The sequence below is a fragment of the Shewanella sp. 125m-1 genome, from assembly GCF_052977065.1.
Genome location: NZ_JBRILT010000008.1, coordinates 100,211 through 124,997, shown reverse-complemented (window position 1 = coordinate 124,997; position 24,787 = coordinate 100,211). Strand labels below are relative to the sequence as shown.

The 24,787-nt window shown below is 42.5% G+C and carries 21 protein-coding genes and 1 other annotated feature; of the genes, 12 read left to right on the top strand and 9 right to left on the bottom strand.

All coding sequences use genetic code 11. The features are described from left to right. Nucleotides 1-3: 3 nt before the first annotated feature. Complete coding sequence (gene hisG / locus ACVBIK_RS06240; protein WP_447159920.1) at nt 4-903, bottom strand: ATP phosphoribosyltransferase; 900 nt, start codon at nt 901-903, stop codon at nt 4-6. Between the two features lie 56 nt (nt 904-959). Further along, nucleotides 960-1,078: a sequence feature (His leader region), on the bottom strand. A 604-nt stretch (nt 1,079-1,682) separates the two neighbouring features. Between hisG and ACVBIK_RS06235 the strand changes: the two genes are divergently transcribed. Next, nucleotides 1,683-3,608, top strand: coding sequence for an ATP-dependent DNA helicase (locus tag ACVBIK_RS06235; RefSeq protein WP_447169307.1), 1,926 nt, complete (start codon nt 1,683-1,685; stop codon nt 3,606-3,608). Between the two features lie 6 nt (nt 3,609-3,614). On the opposite strand, the gene ACVBIK_RS06230 is transcribed toward ACVBIK_RS06235, so the two are convergent. After that, nucleotides 3,615-4,040 (bottom strand): hypothetical protein, encoded by a 426-nt coding sequence (locus tag ACVBIK_RS06230; protein WP_447164062.1) that lies wholly within the window; start codon nt 4,038-4,040, stop codon nt 3,615-3,617. A gap of 516 nt (nt 4,041-4,556) precedes the next feature. Here ACVBIK_RS06230 and tsaB point away from each other — a divergent pair. The 7 genes from tsaB (at nt 4,557) to rnd (ending at nt 11,437) form a co-directional block, all read left to right on the top strand. Continuing rightward, the gene (gene tsaB / locus ACVBIK_RS06225) at nt 4,557-5,273 is read left to right on the top strand and encodes a tRNA (adenosine(37)-N6)-threonylcarbamoyltransferase complex dimerization subunit type 1 TsaB (RefSeq protein WP_447159917.1); all 717 of its coding nucleotides are present in this window, start codon (nt 4,557-4,559) and stop codon (nt 5,271-5,273) included. 147 nt (nt 5,274-5,420) lie between these two features. Continuing rightward, complete coding sequence (locus ACVBIK_RS06220) at nt 5,421-5,771, top strand: hypothetical protein (protein WP_447159916.1); 351 nt, start codon at nt 5,421-5,423, stop codon at nt 5,769-5,771. Continuing rightward, nucleotides 5,764-6,516: a M50 family metallopeptidase gene (locus ACVBIK_RS06215; RefSeq protein ID WP_447159915.1), complete on the top strand. Its 753-nt coding sequence runs from the start codon at nt 5,764-5,766 to the stop codon at nt 6,514-6,516. Before ACVBIK_RS06220 ends, ACVBIK_RS06215 begins: the two co-directional genes overlap by 8 nt. Nucleotides 6,517-6,658: 142 nt before the next feature. Then, nucleotides 6,659-7,492, top strand: a complete 834-nt coding sequence (locus ACVBIK_RS06210; RefSeq protein WP_447169306.1) for a class I SAM-dependent methyltransferase — start codon at nt 6,659-6,661, stop codon at nt 7,490-7,492. An 8-nt stretch (nt 7,493-7,500) separates the two neighbouring features. Further along, nucleotides 7,501-8,376, top strand: coding sequence for an alpha/beta fold hydrolase (locus ACVBIK_RS06205; RefSeq protein ID WP_447164065.1), 876 nt, complete (start codon nt 7,501-7,503; stop codon nt 8,374-8,376). 187 nt (nt 8,377-8,563) lie between these two features. Then, nucleotides 8,564-10,237, top strand: a complete 1,674-nt coding sequence (fadD, locus tag ACVBIK_RS06200) for a long-chain-fatty-acid--CoA ligase FadD (protein WP_447159912.1) — start codon at nt 8,564-8,566, stop codon at nt 10,235-10,237. A 90-nt stretch (nt 10,238-10,327) separates the two neighbouring features. Continuing rightward, nucleotides 10,328-11,437: a ribonuclease D gene (gene rnd / locus ACVBIK_RS06195; RefSeq protein ID WP_447159911.1), complete on the top strand. Its 1,110-nt coding sequence runs from the start codon at nt 10,328-10,330 to the stop codon at nt 11,435-11,437. 65 nt (nt 11,438-11,502) lie between these two features. Here rnd and minE read toward each other — a convergent pair whose 3' ends face one another. The 3 genes from minE to minC are packed head-to-tail and all read right to left on the bottom strand — an operon-like array spanning nt 11,503 to nt 13,269. Further along, nucleotides 11,503-11,763 carry a cell division topological specificity factor MinE gene (gene minE / locus ACVBIK_RS06190; protein ID WP_447159910.1) on the bottom strand — a complete coding sequence of 87 codons (261 nt, stop codon included), beginning with the start codon at nt 11,761-11,763 and terminating at the stop codon, nt 11,503-11,505. Nucleotides 11,764-11,765: 2 nt separating this feature from the next. Then, nucleotides 11,766-12,575, bottom strand: a complete 810-nt coding sequence (gene minD / locus ACVBIK_RS06185) for a septum site-determining protein MinD (RefSeq protein WP_447159909.1) — start codon at nt 12,573-12,575, stop codon at nt 11,766-11,768. A 28-nt stretch (nt 12,576-12,603) separates the two neighbouring features. Then, the gene (gene minC, locus ACVBIK_RS06180; protein ID WP_447159908.1) at nt 12,604-13,269 is read right to left on the bottom strand and encodes a septum site-determining protein MinC; all 666 of its coding nucleotides are present in this window, start codon (nt 13,267-13,269) and stop codon (nt 12,604-12,606) included. A 121-nt stretch (nt 13,270-13,390) separates the two neighbouring features. Here minC and ACVBIK_RS06175 point away from each other — a divergent pair, with 121 nt between their 5' ends. The 3 genes from ACVBIK_RS06175 (at nt 13,391) to ACVBIK_RS06165 (ending at nt 15,423) form a co-directional block, all read left to right on the top strand. Continuing rightward, nucleotides 13,391-13,672 (top strand): YcgL domain-containing protein, encoded by a 282-nt coding sequence (locus tag ACVBIK_RS06175; protein ID WP_447159907.1) that lies wholly within the window; start codon nt 13,391-13,393, stop codon nt 13,670-13,672. A gap of 40 nt (nt 13,673-13,712) precedes the next feature. Continuing rightward, a complete protein-coding gene (locus ACVBIK_RS06170) occupies nt 13,713-14,708 on the top strand; it encodes a lytic murein transglycosylase (protein ID WP_447169305.1) in 996 nt (331 codons plus the stop codon). A gap of 274 nt (nt 14,709-14,982) precedes the next feature. After that, a complete protein-coding gene (locus ACVBIK_RS06165) occupies nt 14,983-15,423 on the top strand; it encodes a YcgN family cysteine cluster protein (protein ID WP_447159905.1) in 441 nt (146 codons plus the stop codon). Nucleotides 15,424-15,540: 117 nt separating this feature from the next. Here ACVBIK_RS06165 and dsbB read toward each other — a convergent pair whose 3' ends face one another. After that, nucleotides 15,541-16,050: a disulfide bond formation protein DsbB gene (gene dsbB, locus ACVBIK_RS06160; RefSeq protein WP_447169304.1), complete on the bottom strand. Its 510-nt coding sequence runs from the start codon at nt 16,048-16,050 to the stop codon at nt 15,541-15,543. A gap of 92 nt (nt 16,051-16,142) precedes the next feature. After that, nucleotides 16,143-17,729, bottom strand: a complete 1,587-nt coding sequence (gene nhaB, locus ACVBIK_RS06155) for a sodium/proton antiporter NhaB (RefSeq protein ID WP_447159903.1) — start codon at nt 17,727-17,729, stop codon at nt 16,143-16,145. 302 nt (nt 17,730-18,031) lie between these two features. Here nhaB and fadR point away from each other — a divergent pair, with 302 nt between their 5' ends. Continuing rightward, on the top strand, nt 18,032-18,751 hold the full coding sequence (gene fadR, locus ACVBIK_RS06150) for a fatty acid metabolism transcriptional regulator FadR (RefSeq protein WP_447159902.1): 720 nt from the start codon (nt 18,032-18,034) through the stop codon (nt 18,749-18,751). A 90-nt stretch (nt 18,752-18,841) separates the two neighbouring features. Here the strand turns inward: fadR and ACVBIK_RS06145 are convergent, their stop codons facing one another. Both ACVBIK_RS06145 and ACVBIK_RS06140 read right to left on the bottom strand, forming a co-directional pair. Next, nucleotides 18,842-22,918, bottom strand: a complete 4,077-nt coding sequence (locus ACVBIK_RS06145; RefSeq protein WP_447169303.1) for a translocation/assembly module TamB domain-containing protein — start codon at nt 22,916-22,918, stop codon at nt 18,842-18,844. Further along, a complete protein-coding gene (locus tag ACVBIK_RS06140; protein WP_447160016.1) occupies nt 22,915-24,741 on the bottom strand; it encodes an autotransporter assembly complex protein TamA in 1,827 nt (608 codons plus the stop codon). Before ACVBIK_RS06140 ends, ACVBIK_RS06145 begins: the two co-directional genes overlap by 4 nt. Nucleotides 24,742-24,787 lie beyond the last annotated feature (46 nt).

The window sequence follows — 24,787 nt, the reverse complement described above, 5'->3', positions numbered from 1 at the left end:
ACTCTACCCCATCATTTTTTCAATAGGCATAACAAGAATTGAGCTGGCGCCCAGCTGCGTTAATTGCTCCATAGTGTCCCAGAACAAGTCTTCAGTGCTAACGGCGTGGATAGCCACTCGGTTAGTATCGTCGTTGAGTGGCAAAACAGTCGGGTTTTCTGCGCCAGGAAGCAGTGCAACAATCTGCTCTAACGTTTCCGTTGGTGCGTGTAGTAAGATGTATTTACTCTCTTTGGCACGTACAACGCCATTAATTCGAGACAGTATTTTGTTTATTAGTGCTTGTTTATCATCAGGTTGCGATTGGGTTGATTGAATGATGCAGGCCATAGAACGGTAGATGACTTCCGTTTCATATAATCCATTTGCTTCAAGTGTTGCCCCTGTTGACACTAAGTCACAAATACCGTCTGATAAACCTGCACGTGGTGCAACTTCAACAGAACCCTTCAACATGCAGTCACGATAATTAATGCCTTTCTTTTGCATGTAGCGGCGTAGCAAGTTGGGGTAAGAGGTCGCAATGCGAAGCCCTTCTAATGAGCTTGCATCTTGGTAACTAAATTCAGTTGGCACGGCCAATGATAGGCGGCAAGCACCAAAGTCAAGTTCACGTAATTTGATGCATTCAGCTGGTTTGCCTAGGCTTTGGCGTTCGATCTGTTCTTCTTCCAGCACATTTTCGCCAATAATACCTAAGTCCACCACACCGTCCATGACAAGGCCTGGAATATCGTCATCACGTACACGTAATAGGTCGATTGGCATGTTGTCTGAGTGGGCGATTAGACGTTGTTCGTTGACATTAAATTTAACGCCACAGCTTTTAAGTAACTTCTGTGACTCTTTTGATAAGCGGCCAGATTTCTGGATGGCGATACGTAATCTTGTTGACTCTGACATGAGATACTTCCTATTAGTTAATTTAAAAATCTTATAAAACAATCTGTTAAGAAAAAAACAAAAAACCCTTGGAATTCCTTCCAAGGGTTTTGATATTTTTAAATCAACCGCCGGAAGGAAAATAGTCCTTCGGCAGTGAGCTTCCGAAGGCTACCGCATATGGTGATGATGATGCATAGTGTTCAAAAGCTGTGTCATATTCGTTTCTCTCAATCTGTTTCTGTGGGCCAAGTGGCCTGTCATGATCCAACGCTTGCTGCTGTGCTAAGCCATTGATGAATCATTTCGTGTTGTTGGTATTTAAATTAATCAGTTTTTAAAATGATTGCAACCTCTTATTTAAGCAGTTGAGTAAACTTCATCTAAATGTCATTATTTTTCATTTTTGGTTGCCTAAAGTCGATTTATACCGACATTTGAGAGTCTTGTGTTCTCAACTGAGAACAATTAACCGCACATGCGGGAGTGGCTTTTGTTAAGGCCGCTAGAGCGCATTTGTCCTGAACTTGCTCTCAGTCCGCCAACAAAAGCTAATCTTGTATATTTATTTAAGATAAACTGCCATGCATTTTTATATGCCCGTATCACATATTGAAGCTAATAACTGAATCTGGTAACCGAAGTCGATCACTGAGTCTTTCTCTGCACTCGCTTAAAAGGGAGTAACTATTCCTAATCTAAGCGCCTAGAATAGAGCTCACACAAGGCCTGTGAAACGCGCATTTCAAGTCGCTTGGGTATATGCATCATCAACATTTTTATTAAAGGTTTAATGACTCTTGAGCAGTAAACTCATACAGCAAGTCGCTGCTGCATTTTCAAATGATGGCGTACTGGCACATTCAATTAAGGGTTTTAGCTGCCGTGATGTGCAGGTGACTATGGCCAAGGCGGTGACTGAATCTATCAGTAGTTGCAATAACTTGGTGGTGGAAGCTGGGACGGGGGTGGGGAAGACTTTTGCTTACCTAATTCCTGCTTTATTGAGTGGCAAGCAAGTTATTGTCAGTACAGGCAGTAAAAATTTACAAGAGCAGCTATTTTACAAAGACCTTCCTGCATTATTATCCATGCTTAAGCTCACGCCTAAGGTTGCGCTGCTAAAGGGGCGTAATAACTACCTGTGCCAACACCTAATGGAAAAAGAGCTATCGGGAGCCAGCTCGATGGACACACAAGTATTAGATGACTTGCTGCGTATAAATCAGTGGGCAGGGCAGACTACTGACGGCGATATTGGAGGGTTAACCTCGGTTACGGAGAATTCTCAGGCTTTACCGCTGATCGTTAGCGCAAAAGAGACCTGTATTGGTCAACGCTGTGATTACTATGATGACTGTTTCACTCGCAAAGCCCGTAATAGAGCCATGGATGCACGGATCATTGTGGTTAATCATCACCTTTTTCTAGCCGACAGAATTTTAAAAGAGACTGGTTTTGCCGAATTACTGCCAGATTCTGATGTGGTTATTTTTGATGAAGCGCACCTATTGCCTGATATTGCTGTCACTTATTTTGGTCAGCAATGCTCTACACGACAGCTCATAGCGCTATTTGATAACTTGATTGAGATTTATAGACTCGAACTAAGAGATGCTAAACAGATAGAGTTGTTAAGTGCACGATGTTCATCAATGTTAAATGAGTGGCATCAAATACTGTTTAATATTGGCGAGTCTGACTGGCGTCGGCTATTGGCCAATAAAGACTTATCAGTCCTTTCATGGGGGCTGCTCAAAGAGATTAAGGTATTACAACAGCTATTATTAGGCCATGTTGGTCGCAGCAATAATCTAGATGATCAAATAGAAAAACTTGAGGTTTTAGCCAATAAACTAGAGCTGTTTTTCTTATGTGAGAACAATCAAGCCGCTTATAGTATCGACTTCGGCCATCGTTATTTGGTACTGCGCATTGCGCCAATAGACGTTGCTAAAGAGTGTCGTAAACTGTTTGATTCTAATGTGGCGTGGATATTTACCTCGGCAACATTACAAATCAACCGTGATTTAAGCTTGTTCACCCGACAACTAGGCTTACGTCAATGCCAAGAGATGTTACTGGAAAGCCCATTTGATTATCAAAATAATGCGCTTTTTTGTGTGCCAAGACATTTAGCGAGTGTCAATAATCATCATGTGGCATTAAATCAATTTGTTGATGTTTGCGTAAAAGCGGTGAATGCTGCTAAAGGGCGCACCTTTATTTTATTTACCAGTCATAGAATGCTTAATTTGGTGGCACCTGCACTTCAACGGCGCGTCGCTTATCCACTTCTTGTGCAAGGGCAGGCGAATAAGCAAAGCCTGCTTAAAAAATACCGCCAACTTGGTAATGCTGTATTACTCGGTACAGGCGCTTTTTGGGAAGGGGTCGATGTTCGTGGTCGACTGTTAAGTTGCGTCATCATCGATAAATTGCCATTTGTGTCACCCGATGACAATCTGTTTCGCGCGCGTAGCGAAAGTGTTGAGCGTGAGGGCAAAGATGCGTTTAGCGAGATCTCACTGCCGCAAGCGGTGATCAGCCTAAATCAAGGGGGAGGTCGGTTAATTCGAGATGAAAAAGATAAAGGCGTACTCATTTTATGCGACAACCGTATCGTCAATAAACCCTACGGACAGGCATTTTTAAATTCGTTACCGCCAATGTCTCGAACTCGTGATTTAGACAAGGCGATAGACTTCTTAGCGAAGATTAAGTAGCGTAAATTAAGTGATAAGTAAAATAACAAAATAAATACTGGTGAGTAAGATAAGGGCTAATAAGCAGCGGCGCCGGTAAAGTAAACCTTCAGAGTTCAGTAAGCTTGGAAACAATAAAAAGTTTAATGGGTTAAACAGGGTCTTATAGCTGATGATTGCGACGCCTGGGTTTCGTCCTCGATACAACATTTTGGAAAAGTAATAGAGGAAGCGAAAAAGTAGCACTGGAAAGCTAATATAGATGAGCAGGGTGAGTGTTAGCTCAGTAGTCATTTCAAGTTCTGCTAACGTCAACATTAAACCTTTTTGCCAAGCTTCCTCTAAACTGTTTGAAAACCATAGCAACATGAAAACTGTCATTAGCATAGAGAACACGATAAATAGCAAGGAGTAACGAAGTAGCCTAAACCAATCGATTCTGATTTGTTGCATCCCCCCCCTTGATTAGGACTTCAAAGCAAGCTTAAATTGAGTGCTTTAGAGTGAGTACAGTCACTGATATGTACTAAATTTATGTATAGTCACTTAATTTATAGTCACTTAATTTATCGTCACTTAATTTATAGCCACTTATAAATTTAGGACAAACCGCGATTTTTGTATCTATTTAACCTCATTTTATTGGGCTATGACTTGAGTGTGTCTGGATTACATCACACTCAGTAGTTCCGAACGTAAGTTGACGCTATTACTTAAGTCGCTATTTGCCTGTGGATCACTCATGAGGCCTGCAAAAGGCAAGTATTTTAACTATAAGACTTAATGCCAAAGCGTGACTTAGGGTATAATCATAAAAACAGTCTATTTACTCGGTTAAGCATTAAACTCCAGGCTTTTAAGGTGCACGTGGCCGATATTACCGCTTAAATAGTCTCCTAACATATACTGTCGTCGCCAAGTTTTTAATCGGCGGTAGTTGATTTAAATAACAAGTTTGGTAAGTAATTAATGACAGATAAATCTAACGATGCGACGCCGTTGAGCATTTTAGCACTCGATACTTGTACTGAGTCGTGTTCAGCAGCAGTTAGCCATAAAGGTGCAACGTACAGCGAGCAAGCCGATGCACCACGTGAACATAGTCAACGTTTGTTGCCTATGGTTAAGGCTGTTTTGTCTGAGGCAAACTTAGCACTGAAAGATGTCGACCTGATTGCTTATGGCAGAGGTCCAGGTAGCTTTACTGGCATTCGTATTTGTACCAGCATTACTCAAGGTTTGGCTCTTGGCCAAGAGTTGCCTGTTATCGGGATTTCTACATTAGCGGCTATGGCTCAATCAGCTATTGAGCAAGGCGCGAGTCAAGTTCTCGCTGCAATAGATGCTCGTATGGGAGAGGTTTACTGGGGCCAATATATTGCAGTCGATGGGTTAGCGACGTTAGTAAACGAAGAAGTGGTTAGTGCACCAGAAGCTATAGTGCTAAGTTTAGATTTAACTTTGCCTGTTATTGCTTGTGGTACTGGTTTTGACGCTTATCCGCAAATACTTGAATTGACTACGAATATGAGCATTTGTGAAAAGGCTAAGTTTCCTGAAGCTAAGTATATGCTAGCACTTGCTCAAGATGGAGTGAGTAAGGGCCATAGCACTTCGGTCGATGAGTTAACGCCGGTTTATCTTCGTGATACAGTAACCTGGCAAAAACTGCCGGGTAGAGAGTAATTTAAGACCGTACTCCAGCATTTTTTACGGACTGTAATCGCGGACTAGATATTTGTGAACTGGATATTTGCAAGCTAATATTCGCGAAAGGTATTAGTGCTCTGATATTAAGGTCTACGATAAAGCGAATGTATTAAGGACGATTTGATGCAGATTAATTCAAGCCCGCTTGCAACAACTCAAGCTGCAATTAATACAACAAGTAGGGGGGAAGTTAACAAGTCTGTTGCTTCAAACCTAACCAGTGCTTCAAATCATATTAGTGCTTTGGCTTCTGGCGGCGTTGAGCCGTCTCAGACAACCAAAGCGCCGCAATCGTTCGTGACTCATGATTACCAAGAAGATGAGTTTGCGTTACAGTCAAGGTTAGGTGCTCATGTTGAGTATGAGGATCATACGGGTGGACATCGCGGCGCGGTGGCTGAGTATTTAGTTAATCAACATGCTGCTAAGCGAGAAGAGATTAAGCAGATGGTGGGTATAGATACCTATGCATAAACCTCAATCCAATTCTCAACCTGGTGCTCAACACAATACGGCATCAGCCTCGCAATACAGTAATCACATATCATCTTCAGGAGTTCCGGGGCGGACCCGATTCTTAATTGAACTCTTCATTGCTTTTATGGTAACGAGATTGCCTTTTGTAAGCGTACCTTTCAAATGGTTAGAAAGTTATTTTCATGAACTCTCACATGGGTTAGCAACCATCGTTTCTGGTGGTGTTGTTAGCCATATCGAACTCTTTCCCAATGGTGCAGGTTTGTGTTTTAGCCAGGGAGGGTGGCCAATCCTAATCGGCTTTTCTGGTTACTTTGGTGCGGCTCTTTGGGGCTACTTGATCTTTATGTTTGCCACCTGGGCAAAAGGGATCCGCTTGAGTTTCGCACTACTTGGCGGCGTAGTGGTATTAACGATTATACTCTGGGCTCGGGATCTATTGACCGTGGCGATTTTAGCAAGCTTAGCAGTGCTATTTTTGTTGCCTTTAAAGCTTAAACAAAATCGTTTCTTAGCCAGTGGTCTGCGCGTGATGGCATTGATGATTATCTTAAATGCATTGGCGAGCCCGATGGTGTTGTTAGGGCTTGACGGCCAAGGCGATGCAAATATGCTCGCGGGAGAAAGTTGGTTGCCAGCTTGGTTTTGGGTATTCGGTTGGTTAGCAACGAGTGCCTTCATGCTATATTTATGTTGGCGTAGAGTCGATGCTGCGGCCTCGCGTTTGACTAAGATAACGTGATCGTTAAACTCGCCAGTTAACGCCATATTTGGCACCTTATTTTGTTTTAGTTAAATTATAAAATGTAAATCTCTGTTTATATGGGTTGGTTTTTTGTTAACCGACTGCTAGGTTGATGCCTGTCATCTTAGGGAGAATTACAATGAAAAAGAAAATCTTAGCAGCAAGCGTTTTGCTTGCAAGCACATGTAGCTTATCATTATTTAGCACAGCTGGAATTGCCCTTGAACACGAAAATAATGGGCTAGAAGCTGCCGTTAACAGTGATTTTAGGCCTGCTCAAAACACCGCTCGCGATGAGTATCGTCACCCAGAGCAAACCCTTTCTTTCTTTGATATCAAACCATCCGACACGGTTATTGAACTTTGGCCCGGTGGTGGTTGGTATGCTGAAATTCTCGCGCCATATTTAGCCAATGAAGGCCAATATATTGCGGGGAATTTTGATACACACCCTGAAGATGAGAAGGCGCGTAACAGCTATCGTCCTAAAGCGGGTAAGAGATTTGAGCAGTGGCTCGAAGATAATAGCGCCAAGCTAGGTAGTGCCAGTACCGTCACCTTTGATCCACCTGCTTACTATAAAATGGGGGCTGACAATAGCGTCGATGTGGTGCTCACTTTCAGAAACTTGCATAACTGGGCGATGAAAGGTTATCTCGAACCTGTATTTGACTCCGCTTATAAAGTGCTAAAACCAGGTGGAATATTTGGTATTGTTGAGCATAGAGCTAATCCTGGAATGGATGTGAAAACGGGCTATATGGAACAAGCTGAGGTGATTAAACTTGCTGAAAAAGCGGGGTTCACTTTTGTCGCAAGCTCAGAGGTCAATGCCAATGCAAAAGATACTAAGGATTACCCTAAAGGCGTTTGGACACTTCCTCCAAGACTTGCCCTTGATGAGCAAGACAAAGAAAAGTATCTCGCTATTGGTGAAAGCGATAGAATGACGCTGAAATTTATCAAAAAGTAAGAGTCTACATGCGCTTGGCCTGCGAACCCGATAATGAAATAACCTTGGTGCTACCCCATATCACGCTAGCTGGACGATTGTGGGGAGTACCAGATAAGCCCGTTATTTTAGCGTTACATGGCTGGTTAGATAATGCCAATAGCTTTGAGCCCTTGAGTCAATATTTAACGGATTATCAAATCTTAGCCATTGATTGGCCTGGGCACGGCGCATCGCAGCATCGACCTGGTCGCTATCCTCTGCATTGGGTCGATTACCTCTATGATTTAGATATCTTGCTTGAAACACTCCCTTTAACGTTGAAACCACATGCTATTTTAGGCCATTCTTTAGGCGGTATTATTGCGTCGGCTTATACTGCAGCATTTCCTGATAAAGTCAGTAATTTGCTGTTAATTGAAGCGCTCTCACCGTTATACGAAGGGGAGGGGAAATCAAAAAAACGCTTACAAAATAGCTTTGCAGATCATCGACGCTATCTTGCTAATTTGGCTAAACCTGCAAAGAGTCATCGAGATATCGCACTTGCTGCACATGCACGGCACAAATTTACGGCACTAGACCTGCAATGGTGCGAATTATTGACTCAGCGCAATATGCAAAACCTTGATTCTGGGGTATGCTGGCGCAGTGATCCTCGCTTAAAATTAGATTCCCCTTTAAGACTGACTTATTCTCAAGTCGATGCCTTAATGCAAGCCCATAAAGTCAATACGCTATTAATTTCAGGTAACCGAGGTTTCCCTCAGTTACGAGAAGCGATCCCAATGGCGAATCGCTGGTTTAATCAATTACAAACCATAGAGCTGGAGGGTGATCATCACCTTCATATGGGCAATGCTGAAAAGGTGTCAACAGCGATTAGTGCTTTCTTAAATAGTTAAGCAAAAAAAGGGGCTAGGTTTTTTGTTTCGTTTATGTGATGATAATCAAAATTTAAACGCTCGTATGATTTACGGGCGTGCCCAATAAATATAAAGAATAGACAGTGTTTTAGCTTGCTTATTGGCAAGCTGCTAACGACCATAGCGGTATAGTTCTTACCGCTGGTGGAGATATTAGGAGATTTTTGTGGACCAACTTTGGATTAATAATCTACCAGATGACGTACCTTCTGAAATTGATATAGAACAATATGCATCGCTTGTCGATCTGTTCGAAACTTCAGTGGCTAAATATGCGGATCAACCAGCGTTTGTGAATATGGGCGCGACCCTGACTTACCGTAAACTGGAAGAGCGAAGCCGAGCTTTTGCTGCCTATCTCCAAAACGAGTTAAAGCTGAATAAAGGCGACCGTGTCGCAATTATGATGCCTAACCTTTTACAATATCCTATCGCATTGTTTGGTATTTTACGTGCGGGCATGGTGGTGGTGAACGTTAACCCACTGTATACCCCACGTGAACTTAAGCATCAACTGACAGACTCTGGCGCTAAAGCCATCGTTGTGGTGTCAAACTTTGCACATACTTTAGAAAAAGTGGTTGATGATACACCTGTAGAGAGCGTTATTTTAACGGGTCTTGGCGATCTATTAAGTGCTCCTAAGCGTACCGTGGTTAACTTTGTCGTTAAGTACATTAAGAAAATGGTACCTAAGTATCATTTACCACATGCAATTTCTATGCGTAAGGCTTTGTCTAAAGGTCGACGTATGCAGTACGTGAAGCCTGTTGTTAAAAGAGAAGATTTAGCCTTTTTACAGTATACCGGTGGAACGACCGGGGTATCTAAAGGTGCTATGTTGAGCCACAGCAATGTCGTCAGTAACCTTTTGCAAGCTGATGCAGCTTATGGGCCTATGCTTGATCAAGGTAAAGAGTTCGTCGTTACTGCATTGCCGCTGTATCATATTTTTGCGTTAACAGTTAACTGTTTACTGTTTATCCATAAAGGCGCTAATAATTTACTTATCACTAATCCTAGAGATCTTCCTGCTTTCATCGCAGAGTTACAGAAGCATCCGTTTACGGTGTTAACTGGGGTTAATACGCTGTTTAATGCGTTAGTTAATAACGAAGATTTCGGTAAGTTGAATTTCTCAGATCTTAAGTTGTCGATTGGTGGCGGAATGGCTGTTCAGCGTGCTGTTGCCGATAAATGGCAGGGTTTAACTAAAACCCGCTTGCTAGAAGGCTATGGTTTGACTGAGGCGGCGCCACTTGTGACATGTTGTCCGTATAACCTTGATGGTTATAACGGCTCTATTGGCTTTCCTGTGGCTAATACCGATGTGCAAGTTCGTGATGATGACGGTAAGGTACTTGCTCAAGGCGAGACTGGCGAGTTGTTTGCTAAAGGACCACAGGTGATGGTGGGTTATTGGCAGCGCCCTGAAGAAACGAGTCAAGTTATCGATAAAGATGGCTATTTAGCGACTGGTGATATTGGCTATATGGATGAACAAGGTTACTTCTTTATTGTCGACCGTAAGAAAGACATGATCTTGGTCTCTGGCTTCAACGTTTTCCCAAATGAAGTTGAAGAAGTGGTAGCCTTACATCCTAAAGTGATTGAAGTTGCAGCCGTTGGTGTCCCTCATGAGGTATCTGGCGAGTTGGTTAAGGTATTTGTTGTCGCAAATGACAAATCTTTGACCAAAGAAGCAGTAATCAAGCACTGTCGTGTGCATTTGACGGGCTATAAAATTCCTAAGCTGGTAGAATTTAGAGATGAACTGCCTAAAACCAACGTAGGTAAAATCTTACGTAGGGAATTGAGAGATGAGGTTAAGCAAGCTTAACTTTATTAGTCATTAAGTGGTGATTGCCACTTTTGATTAAATTTAAAGCCGGCGATTGCCGGCTTTTGCATATTTATGGAGTAGACAACTTTGTTAGCGTTTCAATATATTGAAGATGATGCCAGTTTAGCGGCCCTTGTAGAGCAATACCAAGAAGCTGATTTATTGGTGCTAGACACAGAATTTGTTCGTACTCGCACCTACTATGCAAGACTAGGTCTGATCCAGGCTTATGACGGTAAGACGCTTGCATTGATTGATCCATTAGCCATCAGCAATCTTGACTTGTTTTGGCAATTGCTTAATAAAGAAAGTAGCGTAAAACTACTGCATTCTTGCAGTGAAGACTTAGAAGTCTTCGCGCGTTATGGTCAATGCCAGCCAACAAACTTGTTTGATAGTCAAATCGCCGCCGGTTTAGCGGGGATGGGGCATGGATTAGGGTATGCCAAGCTTGTTGAGCAAACCTTAGACGTGAGTCTAGATAAAGGTGAGTCACGCACCGATTGGTTAAAGCGACCGCTGACTGAAGCTCAGTTAAACTATGCTGCTAACGACGTGTATTACCTGTATAAACTGTATGCTCAATTAGTTGATAAGCTTGAAGAGCAAGGCAGGCTTGACTGGGTGTACGAAGAGGGCATTCGTATGACTCAGGGGCGTTTGGATATGCCGGACCCTGAACTTGCTTATTTAAAAGTTAAAAATGCCTTCCAGCTGACATCGAATCAACTTGCCATTTTACGAGATCTAGCTAAGTGGCGCCTACAGCGTGCTTTGCAAAAAGATCTGGCACTGGGTTTTGTTGTCAAAGATCACGCATTAATCGCGTTGGCAAAGAAACAGCCTAAAACGAGTAATGACCTCTATAAGCTGACAGAGCTGACCGAGCAAGAGAAGCGTATTCATGGTAAAGAGCTTATTAAGCTGATTGCCAATGTAAACTATGATAACCCACCTAAGCCTTTAGATGTGATTGCACTTAAAACGGGTTACAAAGTGGCATTTAAGAGCATCAAAAACTGTATTACAGAGCAGGCAGAAGCGAACGCTATTCCGATTGAACTGCTTGGCTCTAAAAAGTATATCCATGAATATTTGGAGTGGATATGGGCTAATAAGAAAGGTGATAAACCGCTTATTCTTACTGGTTGGAGAGAAGCGATTGTTGCAGAGGCTTTAGCCGCGCTGAAATTGTAGCTGCTCAGGTTTTAAATACCAATAAAAATGCCCGTATATGCGGGCATTTTTATTTAATATCGCTATTAGTTTTGCTCTGGTAGCGTCACATTTAGTTCTAACACTGAAAAATGGTCATCTGTCTGTTCAAGTTGCACCGATACTTGATCGGGGCCGACTTGCACATATTTACGGATCACTTCGATGATCTCTTGCTTCATCTGAGGAAAGTAATCTGGAGCGCCGCGCTCACCACGTTGGTGTGCGACGATAATCTGCAGTCGTTCTTTTGCTGTAACTGCAGTGCTTGGTTCCTTTTTCGTTTTGAAATAATCAAGAAGAGACATAATTAGCTACCAAATATTCGTTTTAAGAAACCTTTCTTCTCTTCCGTAAGAAATCGGAAAGGCAGTTCTTCACCTAATAACCTTGCTACAGCATCGCTATAGGCCATACCTGCATCGCTCTCTTGATCGATAATTACAGGTACACCAGAGTTAGAGGCTTTTAATACGGCTTGTGATTCAGGGATCACGCCGAGCAATGGGATCGCTAAGATCTCTTCAACATCTTGTACACTTAGCATCTCGCCTGTTGTTACACGGGCAGGAGAGTAGCGAGTCAGTAACAAGTACTCTTTAACTGGCTCTAAACCTTCTTCTGCACGCTTAGATTTACTTTGTAGCATGCCTAAAATACGGTCTGAATCGCGCACAGAGCTGACTTCAGGGTTGGTCGTTACAATCGCTGTATCGGCAAAATATAGCGCCATCATAGCGCCAGTTTCAATGCCCGCTGGTGAGTCACAAATAATATATTCGAAATCTTTGGCTAGATCTTCTAAGACTTTACCAACACCTTCTTTGGTTAAGGCATCTTTGTCGCGAGTTTGCGAAGCGGGTAATACGAAAAGCTGCGGGCAGCGCTTATCTTTAATCAGTGCTTGATTTAGATTTGCTTCACCATTAATAACATTAACAAAGTCATACACCACACGACGCTCACAACCCATGATTAAGTCTAAGTTGCGCAGACCAATATCAAAATCGATAACCACGGTTTTATGGCCTTTCATCGCAAGACCTGTGGCAATAGCAGCACTTGAGGTGGTTTTACCCACGCCACCTTTACCCGATGTGACAACAATAATTTGCGCCATTTATAATAATCCTTTCAATTTTGCGCTCTTACAGAGGCAATGATTCAACCGTAAGCGATTCGCCCTCTAGGCGAATACAACCGCTTGGAGCGGCTCCGTTTTGCTGAAGATTTTCAGTTAGCCAGTATTGACCTGCAATCGATACGAGCTCTGCTTCAATTTTTTGTGCCATGATTATCGCGTTTCTGTCGCCAGCAGCGCCAGCCATCGCCTTACCACGTAATGTGCCATATATATGGATACTGCCGTCGGCTATCACTTCTGCACCATTGCCCACCGCACCGACAATAATCAAATCTGCATTCTTGGCATAGATTTGTTGCCCTGAGCGGACATTTTGTTTAACGATTTTGGTCGTTTTAGGCATTTGAGGCTGTGAAGTGGCTTCTTTACCTGATTTGACTATGGCTAGACCAATCGATTTAGCTTGTTTAGTTAGCTCATTAGACGCACTGGTTATGCCAACAATAATCAATTGACGACTGGTTAAAATTTCTTTTAAACCCAGTATGTCAAAATCTGGAGCTTTTATAGCGCTAAGGTTGACCACTAAAGGCGCACCAATAAAAAATTGTGGTGCAATGGCAAGCTTAGCATCTAACTCTGCGGCAATAACTGCCATATCATTATTGTTGATATGCAGTACAGAAAGAGTAAAAGAAGAGCCTTTTAATTCGAGGCTAGGTGTTTGCATTCCTGAATCGCTCTCTAGAAAAAATTCAGCACAGGGCCGATATCCATTATATTCCTAACGGTCCATGTTATAGTGTGCATTCGTAGCTGGCAAGTTGAATAGTTTGGAATTTGAGTCGTATATGATCTGTGCAGTATATAAAAGCCGTAGAAAGGCTGAAAGTTATCTTTTCGTTGAAAAACGTAATGATTTTGAACGTGTTCCTGAAGCATTAATGGCCATGTTTGGCGAGCCGCAGTTAGTGATGATGCTACCCATCGAAAAGCGTGATCATTTAGGTTTTGCCGATATAAAAAAAGTAAGATCTGAACTGAAAGAAAAAGGATTTTATTTACAGTTACCACCTCCTGTTGTTAATTTATTAGAACAACATAAAAAAGACATCGGTTTTAATCCGGATTAAAAAGGGTTAATGCCATAAAAGATGTAACACAAGGGGTATTATGGTTTTTGGAAAACATGTTCTAGCACTGGCTTGCTGTTTAAGTTTGTCGCCTAACGTCGTCAGTGCGGCAAGTGAGCCTAAAGGTAGTTTTAGTGATTACGTTAACTCGCTACAACAAGATGCCATTGATAAAGGCATCAGTAAACAAACGATAGATGATGTTTTTCCAAAAATTAAATTGTTTAAAAAAGCGATGTTAACTGGACAAAACCAGACTGAAGTCCCTGTTACGCTTGAAACCTATCTCCCCAAAGCCGTGCCGCAATCAACTGTTGATGCGGCGCGTGCTTTGTATAAACAACATTATCCTGAACTTGAGAAAATGGGTCAACGTTATGGTGTGCAGCCACGCTTCATTGTGGCGTTATGGGGCGTAGAGTCTAACTTCGGTCAATTGCGCGGTGAGTTCCCTGTTTTATCGGTAACCGCATCGTTAGCCTATGAAGGGCACAAAGAAGACTTTTATCGTAAAGAGTTCTTTGCCGCATTAAAAATTGCACAGCGTGACGATATTGGATTTTCTGAATTAAAAGCCTCGTGGACTGGCGCAATGGGCAAAACTCAGTTTATGCCTAGCTCGTATCTTGCCTATGCTCAAGATGGTGATGGGGACGGTAAGAGGGATATATGGAATAACATCAGTGATGCATTTGCATCTACTGCTTATTATCTTCAGCAAGCTGGTTGGAAAGAGTCTGAAACCTGGGGTCGGCAAGTTCAGCTACCTAAGTCATTTGAAGCAAGTCTTGCAGACTTAAAGATAAAGAAAAGCTTTAATCAATGGCAGGAACTTGGCGTGCGCCGTTTTGATGGTAGTGATTTACCTAAGCGCGATGATATGCAGATATCACTGGTGATGCCTGATGGGGAAAAAGGGCGTAAGTACCTGGTTTATGATAACTATCGCGGTTTACTACGTTGGAATGACTCAGATTACTTTGCTATTACTGTCGCTTATCTTTCAGAGAGAATTAAGTACCCGGCGATCATTTAAGCATTCACTTAAACGGTAAAAGAGAGATTTTATCGTGGTTGTTTGTTATCACCTCCGCGCTAGGCCCATATTTACGCTAACTTTGCCGTTAACTCGGCAGCGTTAGCGCTAATAATCCTTTTAAGGATACGCAGTATCTTTTCTAATCATAATCACAGATTTTAATAATAAGCCCATCTAAAAGGTGTAAGTAGGGCAATGCCCTAGTGCGAATGACAGCCATAGCGTTGTATAATAGCCAGCTAACTGATTTGGATGAGTGAATGATTTAAGCATGGCGTTTTGGAATGAAAAAACCTTAGCACAGATGACGACCGAAGAGTGGGAGTCATTATGTGATGGTTGTGGTAAGTGTTGCCTAAATAAATTGATTGACGACGAAACTGAGCAACTTTATTACACGAATGCCGCTTGTCAGTTACTCGATAATAAAGTGGGCCATTGTCAGAATTACGATCAACGCTTTAGCTTTGTGCCATCGTGTACCAAAGTCACCGTTGACAATATCGCGTCGTTAACTTGGTTGCCCGATAGCTGTGCATATCGTCGCCTGTTTTTGGGGCGAGAATTGCCTACTTGGCATCCTTTAAAAACGGGCTCGAAAGAGGCGATGATTTTAGCGGGAATGTCGGTAGCTGGTAAGGTAACGTGTGAAACTAAGATCCGAGATATTGAAGATCACATAGTGCTTTGGCCAATGAAAGATGTTGATTAATACTCAGGTATCAATATCTATATAAATAACAAAAACGCTCTAATAGAGCGTTTTTGCTTTGTAAGCCTGCATTATACCAGTCAGTATAAAGAATTACTGATAGGAGCGCCTAGGTAGCTAGATTGACTTCTTTAATGATGGGATGATAAAAATCAGTAAAGCGAGCAGGTAGCAGCTAAATGCCACAATCATCCATTGCCCCATAGTGACGCCCATAAACTCCCATGGAATATCAGTACACATGCCTGTAGGCAAAAAGATAGCAGGTAACCATTCATGGAGTGGTAGCCAAGTTGGGAATTCAGGTAGATATGAGCAGGTTGCAAAAGGAGAGGGATTCATCTGCATATCGACAAGCTCCAGCGCTAACTTTAACCCCCAAGCCGCGCTAACCCCCCAAACAATAACTCCGAGCGCACGAGCGATACGTGAGCGATGACCGATAGTACCAATTAGGCCTGCAAAGACGACTCCAAATACTGCAACGCGCTGATAAATACACATAACACAGGGATCAAGTTTCATGACGTGTTGAAAAAAGAGCGCGGCAAGCTCAAGTGCAACAGCTGAGAGCATTAAGGTTAGCCAAGCTGTTCTTGAGTGGGAAAAACGAATTAGTGCATTCAACGATAAAGTCTCCATTGCAAATAAAAAAACGCCCTATTGAATAGGGCGTTTTATATGACTAACTATTTAAAAAATAGTTCAGATAATGCTTATCAATGTGCTGATATTACACCATCCGCCGCTGCTTGAGCAGAGTGGTGGATTAACATTTGACTGTCATAAAAATACTGAGTCATCTGTTCTAGGCCACCTAATTGAATTGCCAGCACACCTACGATAGACAATACGATAGTGTACGGCAATGCCATCCACACCATTCTGCCGTACGAAAGGCGAATAAGCGGTGCAATCGCAGAGGTCAGTAGGAATAGGAACGCAGCTTGACCATTTGGTGTTGCAACAGAAGGTAGGTTAGTACCGGTGTTAATAGCAACAGCAAGTAGATCGAACTGATCACGAGTGATTTGGCCGTTAAGTAGCGCAGCTTTCACTTCGTTAATGTAAACCGTACCAACGAATACGTTGTCACTTACCATCGACAATAGACCGTTAGCAATGTAGAAAATGACTAACTGAGTGTTGCCTTCATAGCTTAGTGCCCATTGGATTACTGGTGCGAACAGCTGCTGATCAATAATGACTGCAACGATAGCAAAGAAAACCGCTAATAGTGCTGTAAATGGCAGAGCTTCTTCGAATGCTTTACCCAGTGCGTGTTCATTAGTGATACCGTTAAATGCTGTTGCAAGAATGATAACAGATAGACCGATTAGACCAACAGAAGCTAAGTGCAGTGCAAGACCTGCGATTAACCACACACCAATAAGTGCCTGAATAAGTAATTTAACTTTATCGTGTTTAGTACGGTTAGCATCTTCATGAGCATCGTAATCAGATAAGATCTTATGAACTGCCTCAGGCAGCTGTTGACCGTAGCCAAAGACTTTGAACTTCTCAACTAAGAAACAAGTCGTAATACCAGCAAAGAATACAGGTACTGTCACTGGAGACATGCGGATAGCAAATTCAGCAAATTGCCAGTTTGCCTGGGCTGCAATGATCAGGTTTTGTGGCTCGCCAACCATAGTACAAACACCACCAAGAGCGGTACCCACACCAGCATGCATCAGCAAGTTACGTAAGAAACCTCGGAAAGACTCGAGTTCTTCTTGACATAGCTGCTCATGGCCATCAGATGTATGATCATGACTATCGCCAAAAGTTTTACCCGACGCTACCTTGTGGTAAATAGAGTAGAAACCGACAGCGACGGTAATGATAACTGCGATAACAGTTAATGCATCTAAGAAAGCAGACAAAAATGCCGATGCCATACAGAACATCATCGATACAGCAACTTTTGAGCGAACCTTAGTAATCATCTTGGTAAAGACAAAAAGTAGCAGCTGCTTCATGAAGTAAATACCGGCGACCATAAAGACCAGCAGTAACACTACTTCAAGGTTTGCTTCGATTTCATGTAGCACTTGGCTCGGCGAAGTCATGCCGATAGCCACAGCTTCAATCGCTAATAATCCACCCGGTTGTAATGGGTAGCACTTAAGGGCCATAGCTAAGGTGAAAATAAATTCAACAACTAACAGCCAGCCTGCAATAAACGGGTTAAAGTAAAATACGATTGGGTTGATCACCAAAAACGATATGATCGCGAGTTTGAACCACTTAGGTGAATTACCCAAGAAGTTGTCAAGAAACGCCCGACTCATTGTCACAGGCATGGAATCCTCTCTATTGATTTTTTATAGTTTCTAGTAGCCAAAATGGTTGAATTTTCTACTAGAGATAAATAAGCCAATGCTAAAGGTAAAACCTTTTCGATAACTTAAAAAGCCCCTAATGACGAAACAGCTATCTATATCAAAAAAATATCACTTAAACTGAACTGTTAGCGCAAAAAGTGAGCGGTTCGACAGCTTTATTTCGCTAGTCATCGTCTAATAAGCCTGTTTTAGTTTTCATTTCCTACCGCTCTGGTATGATCAGTCACAGAACAACACTAATAATCGGATAGAGTAGGCTTATGATCATCAATGCCAAAGGCCCTGCAAGCTTTGCAGAGAAGTATATTGTACGATCCATTTGGGAAAATAAGTTTCCTCCAGGCTCTATTCTGCCCGCTGAACGTGAGCTTTCAGAATTGATTGGTGTCACCCGTACGACATTGCGTGAAGTACTGCAGCGTTTGGCTCGAGACGGATGGCTTACGATTCAGCACGGTAAACCAACCCGTGTTAATAATTTCTGGGAAACGTCAGGACTAAACATTCTAGAGACGATTGCTGATCTTAACCCGGATGGTTTTCCTGAATTAGTAGACCAGTTGCTGTCTGCGAGAAGCAGTGTCAGTGCAATTTATTTTAGAGGTGCTATTCGCAATAGTCCTGATAAAGCAGTTGCAGCACTGGCAACGATTAATGAGCTTGAAGATACTGCTCAGGCCTATGCGGATTTCGATTACGAACTACAGCACACCTTAGCATTTTCGTCAGGTAATCCACTTTATGTTTTAATCCTAAATGGATTTAAAGGCTTATATAGCAGAGTGGGGCGTTACTATTTCTCAAGTGCTGAAGCACGAGCATTGGCGATGGATTTTTATAAGCAGTTGCAGCAACTTGCTATCGATAAAAACTACACTGATGTACCTGCGTTAATGCGCACTTATGGTATTAATAGTGGCGTTATGTGGCAGAGCCTACGTGATGACATGCCAAAAGAACTGGGTCAATCAGATACCTAGAATGTCACGTATATCAAATTAATTAAAAAGCCATCGTAACGATGGCTTTTTGCTTTTAGTATTAACTGGCAACAGATAGTGATTATTGGGCTACAGGTCAAAGCGGTAATAGAGATCGAGAGACTGCTCAATGGAGCCTGACACACTTTCTAGGTACAATTGAGATAACAGGTAGTATCTAACTGTCATTTCATAACCTGGGTTAAATACGCCAACACCATATTTGATCATCAGTTTGTCACCGATAAAGCCACTGATAGCGAAGCGACCATCATCATTTGCATCGAGTTGCACATTAGAGAAGCCAATCTTCTCAATAATGCTGGTGGCGGTATTACCTATGTTACCAATAGCGCCGCCGTCAATTTGACTGCTCAATGAAAGGGCGGCTCCCATCATTAAGCCGCTATTTTGATCTATGCTGTTGTCACTCAATCCAGTCCCTCTGACAATATAGTTGAGAATTTCAGCCTGCTCTTTGGCAGGATTTGAAAATAGATTAACAATGGGTTTCATCGGGGTGCCGGTGATGCGCACGCCTGCAACAACATCTTCATCCTTAATGACTCTAACCGCTTCAATATTAAGGTTTGGCACGTCAATAGGACCAACAAACTGCATTTCGCCTGCTCGTATTTGTAGAGTTTGCCCCATAAATTTGTAATTGCCGTCGACGACCTTGATTTCTCCAAATAGTAAAGGAGGTCTAAAAGGATCTTGTTTTAATTCTAACTGACCTTGCAGTTTACCTGTTAACCCCATGCCATCGACGCGTAGATTATTGCCAACATTCAAGTTTACTTGGGCTGACACGGCGAGCGGTGATACTTTTGCTTGCTCAGATGCTTGGCTGTCGGTAAAGACGACATCTTTTGAAAGGGCAACACCGCCTTCTGGCAGTTGTACTATGGTTATGTGCCCTGATGGCACATTGATATCACCACTAATATCGAAAGAATGATCGGTGAATTTTACTTGTAAATCCGTTCCTACATTTAAAATAGCAAGCGGCGGTTGGATCACGGCTAAGTCTTTACCCTTTAAACCGAAAGCACCTTTGAGCTTTTGTTGTGCCCAATCTAGCTGGCCGTCGACGTAGGCTTTTCCTTTGCCCATTTTGAGTTCGCCATCAATTTTTGCTTTTTTGCCCGAAAAGATAAAATCGAGATCGATATCTTCTAATAATGTCGGGTTTGCTGTAGCCATGATTGACCCCTTATTGAGTGATACTTCACCTGATACTTGAGGTTCGTTTAAGCTACCGCTTATTTGCAATTTACTTGAGATTTGTCCTTCGAGGACTTCAAGCTCAGGTAGTAATTCAGCTAAAGCTTGTAAGTTAATTTGTTGTAGCGACAGTTGTCCTTGCATTTTTCTATCAGGGCTGACATTAATCGCCAGATTGGCATCCATACTGGCGATGTCGTGGGATTCCAGAGACAGTGAGCTAACCAGCTGCTTTTCATCTAACCGGCTACGTAGCAGTAGCGACTTATAGCCAATAGCGACATCACTATTATTGGTTGCTTTAAAGTCGATATGGCCTTGTGATAGCGATAATTCTACATTGCCGGTGGGCTTTTTATCTTCAAACCATTGTAAGTTTGAGGTTAATGTCGCTGGGCCTTTCCAATCAAGGCTTTCAGGTAACCAAGGTTCGACTAAGACGCCTAGATCACCAACAAATTCGATTCCAGCCTGGCCAGTTAGGCCGAGTTGAATTGGCATCTTTGCACATAATTGCCCACCGATGTGGGACAGGCAAAATGGTGCGATGTTGCCTTCATTTTTATCTAAACTATATTCAGCAGTCATCGGTGCTTCAAGGCTAATATCACCGAGTTTAGAATTTAGTGAAAGCCGATTAACCCGCGCGTTAATACGTTGTTTAAGCTCGTTGTACTGACTGCTAATATCCGTTGTCAGTTTAACATCGCCATCTGATTTGAGAGTGAGTGACTGTTGGATTAAATCCCCCTCTGTGTTTACCACGATACTGGAGAGGTCGAGATCTTGGTAGCTAAACTCTTGCAAGTTGAGTGCAGCCTTAAAAGCTTGTTTATCGAATGGTTTGTAGTGTCCAGCTAGCGACAAATTTGCAAGCTCTAGCGCTAAAAACTGCAGTTCGTTAGCATTGAGCGAGACCGCAATATCGGGATGTTCGTTTTCACCCGATACATTAATATCTGCGTTAATGGTCCCTTTGGCGTCAGGCTGCCATAGACTTAAATTGGGCACATTAAGCTCTCCAGTCAACGCCCAGCGCTTATCGACTTCTCCTTGGATAAATAGTCGGCTCTGTAAAGCAGTAACATTGAGGCCATCAGAGCTTAAATACCATTTATTGTTAATGGCGATCCCGCCGTCAACATTGAGCGGGTAATGCATAACATGCCCACTAAGGTTAGCTTGTTCAATATCGATAGACCAAGTCTTGTCGGCGAGGCTGAACTTACCGCTAGTATTTAAAGGGCCAGTAATATCACTGTTAGGCAAGACTTGGCTCTGTGTTACTTTTAGCTGACTAATATCGAAGTTTTGCGCAGCAACTTTGGCGTCCCAACTTAATTGCTCACCATATTTAAATTGGCCTTGTAGGATGACTGAGCCAAGGGCGTCGTTATAAGCGTGTAGTTTTTCAATATCAACACGACTATTAGCGTGTTTCAGTACAGCGTCAATCTCGAGCGTTGGTTGGTAGTTTGAGGAGAATAAACTTCTCATCGTTACACTTTGAGTGCCTAAGTCGCCTTGGCTGGTGAGCGTAATATTGGCGGCACTATACTCAGCGTCTTTTAGTGGCCATTGTAACTTTTTAGCGTTCAAACTTAGTTGGTAGGGAATATTTGGCTTAGTGAGGTCGATTGTCGAGTTGATGTCGAAACTGAATTGACCGCTACCGACGATATGGCTTGTAAGATCCTTAAAGCCTTGCTTGACGGTAATGTTGACGTTTTGTTTTTCAAGTCCTGGCAATTCAGTGACTTGGTGAAGTGATATGGAGGACTTTATATCCATTGGATAATCGTCAATAAGCGACATTTGTCCTATAAGGCTAACGTCACCGTAACTGTGGCTAGCTTTAAAATCATCAATATTGATCAAAAACTGTTGGTAGCTGCCACTTAAGTGCAGGTGGCTAAAATGATCTTTACGCGGCCCAAGCACCAAGTCACCATTGTCGATATTTAAGGCTTCAACAAAGACTGGAATAGGCATAAATACTGGTGGAAGATTTGCCATAGCCCAATCTTCAGTCGCTTTATTTATATCTGGATTTGTCTGTTTTGCTTTGGTTTTGTTGCTCTCTTTCGGCGAGATAGTCGTGGTCAGTGCTTGTTCCGGTGTGGTCTCTTCGAAAGGAATAGAGACAAGTAAGCCTTCAGAATAAATGGAGCTTGCACGGATCCCCGTTGCAAGCCACTCGGCACTTAAATTGAGCTGATTGGCGTTAAAGTCCATATCATTCACGCGAACAGTGACGTTTTGTAGGGCTCCGCTGACTAAGGTAATCGCAAATGGCAGAGTGATCTCTTGGTTTTCTGTTTCATCACTCTTAGTTTTATCGGGTTCAGTTTCATTGCTCTTAGTGTTACTGCGCTCAGTTGAATCACTCTGTGTTGAACCAGTAGTAAGGGCGTTATTATTGACGTTGCTGGCAAGGGTATTAGGGGCTACGGTTAACGATGAGTTCTGGATATGGTCATTGTTAAGTGCGAGCTCTGTCTTAGCTTGTGTTGGGGATTCTTCACCAAGAAGTGCAGTGTCTATTTCAACATTGACTTTTGAGCTAGTTAACTGCTCTACGCAAAGTTGTTTTTGCATTAAGCACATGGGATTCCAAGCAAGCACCAGATCTGAGATCTCTACTTTAATGCCATGCATTTGCCAAGCGGCATAATTGAGTTCAAGTTGGCGGTTAATTTGACCTGACTTGTAATCAAGTTCCAAATCAGGCACCAAGGTGTCGGCCAACTTTACCGCAATATGACTGCCAAACTGTGTACCAATTAATATTGCGGCGCAGACTAAAATAAGCAGTGGCGTGTAAATAATCACCCGACTTATTCGTTTAAACCAACGCCATACTCTAGCTTTCAAACTGAGTTTATTTGCTGCTGGTTGCTGGGGGAATGTGGTTTGTGACTGTTGTTCAGAAGTCGTCATAACACCGACCCCATAGTGATATGAATTCGCCAAGGGCGACTAATAGTATCAGTCTCTTTCAAACCGATACCGATATCGAGTTTAACGGGGCCGATAGGTGAGATCCAATGAATACCTGCACCGACGGAAGTCACAAGTTCTACTTGGTTAACGTCAAAAGCATTACCGGCATCGATAAATGTTGCAACCCGCCAATGTGGCGTTAAATAGTATTGATATTCCAAGCTGCCGACCATCAAGTAACGCCCACCAACAACCTCCCTGACAACTTCTCCTTCGGCATTAACACTGTCAATATAAGGGCCTAGCTCATTGTAACTATAACCACGAATACTTTGGTCTCCACCTGCAAAGTAACGTAATGAAGGCGGGATCTCTGCCAGTGAATTGTTACTGGTTAAGTTGGCTGCCATATCTAAGCGGGAAACTATCCTGTGCTTTTCAAAAAATGTATCTATCCATATGAACTTGGACTGTAAACGTGCAAGCCTAACTTCCGAACCTAAATTAGGGTCGGCATATTCGAGACTATAGAATTGGAAGAAACCTGATTTCGGATCGAGAGAATTATCACCACGAACCGTTTTAGAGAGGCTAGTGCCAAATAAAACGTATCTAGGATCATAGTCAACCCCCGATTGAGTGTAGTTCTCGCTCATCACTTCGGCTGAATAGTTAAACAGCCATTTACTTTCAAGGCGTTGATGTCTTATCACCGCTAATACTGTTTTGGTCGATTCAAGTTGCCCGGTATTATTAAATTGGCGCTCGTCGGCATTGTATACCTGTGTAACACCGTACTTGTCCCGTAGCATTCCAACTCGGATCTTTAACTGATCGTCAATGGGATGGGTGAGGGGGATAGTATAAGTCGTTAAAAACTTAGGTTTATCCGGTGACCACTCGGCAGTCGTTTCCTGTGAGTGACCATATTTATTAATTTGTGGGGTACGCCAAGTGACTCGTACTCTAGGTTCAAGATTGTTATCGACAGTGTTACCGATATCTGCACCTAGACCTAACTCTATTGAATGATAAGGTCGAGAGCTCAGTTCGACACGAATCGGAACTTGTAAGTCTTTTACTTGATCAACAAGAGGCAACACCTTGATATTAGAAAAGTAACCGGTATCTAACAGTTGTCTGTTTAATTGACCTAAATTAGCGGTGCTATAGGGGGCATCAAGTTTAAAAGGGATCAGCTGTTCTAAAATTTGTGGCTCTAAGGTAGAGCCTGTAAAACTGACTTTACCAATGTGATATCGCTTACCTGAGTCATAATAAAGTGAGATTTCTGCAGTGTTAAAGTCACGATTGACGGCGATTTGAGCTAAATCAAACTTACCATCAAAGTAGCCTCTAGCCAGAGCGAGAGTCAGTAGTTGAGACTTGATATCGTCGTAAGTACCTTGATTGAGTTTATCTCCAGGACGGATCGTTAATTGACTGAGCCATTTTTCAAAAATGGGGTCATTACGCATTTCACCTTTAACTTGAATATCAACCCAACTGATTAATGTCGGTGGTCCCGCATCAATATTAATCTTGAGCACCCAGGCTTTCTTTTCATTGTTGATGATCTGCTGGGATATTTTACTGTGGTAATAGCCCATAGAGTGCATCGCGGCGTTAATGTTATCTTCGGCGTTAAAGATATAGGCTCGGCGTTGTACGCTGGAGTCGGGTAAGGTGCCTAAGTGAGCTTGAACATTACGTGCAAGGCTTCCCTCAACACCTTTTATGTTAAGTGTTAACCAGTCATTTGCCTGGGCGGAAAACGTTGTTACTGTCAGAGTGACAAGTATCAAGATTAAGCTCAGCATTCGGATTAAACTTATCAACAAAATTAGACTCTTATTATTAGGACAG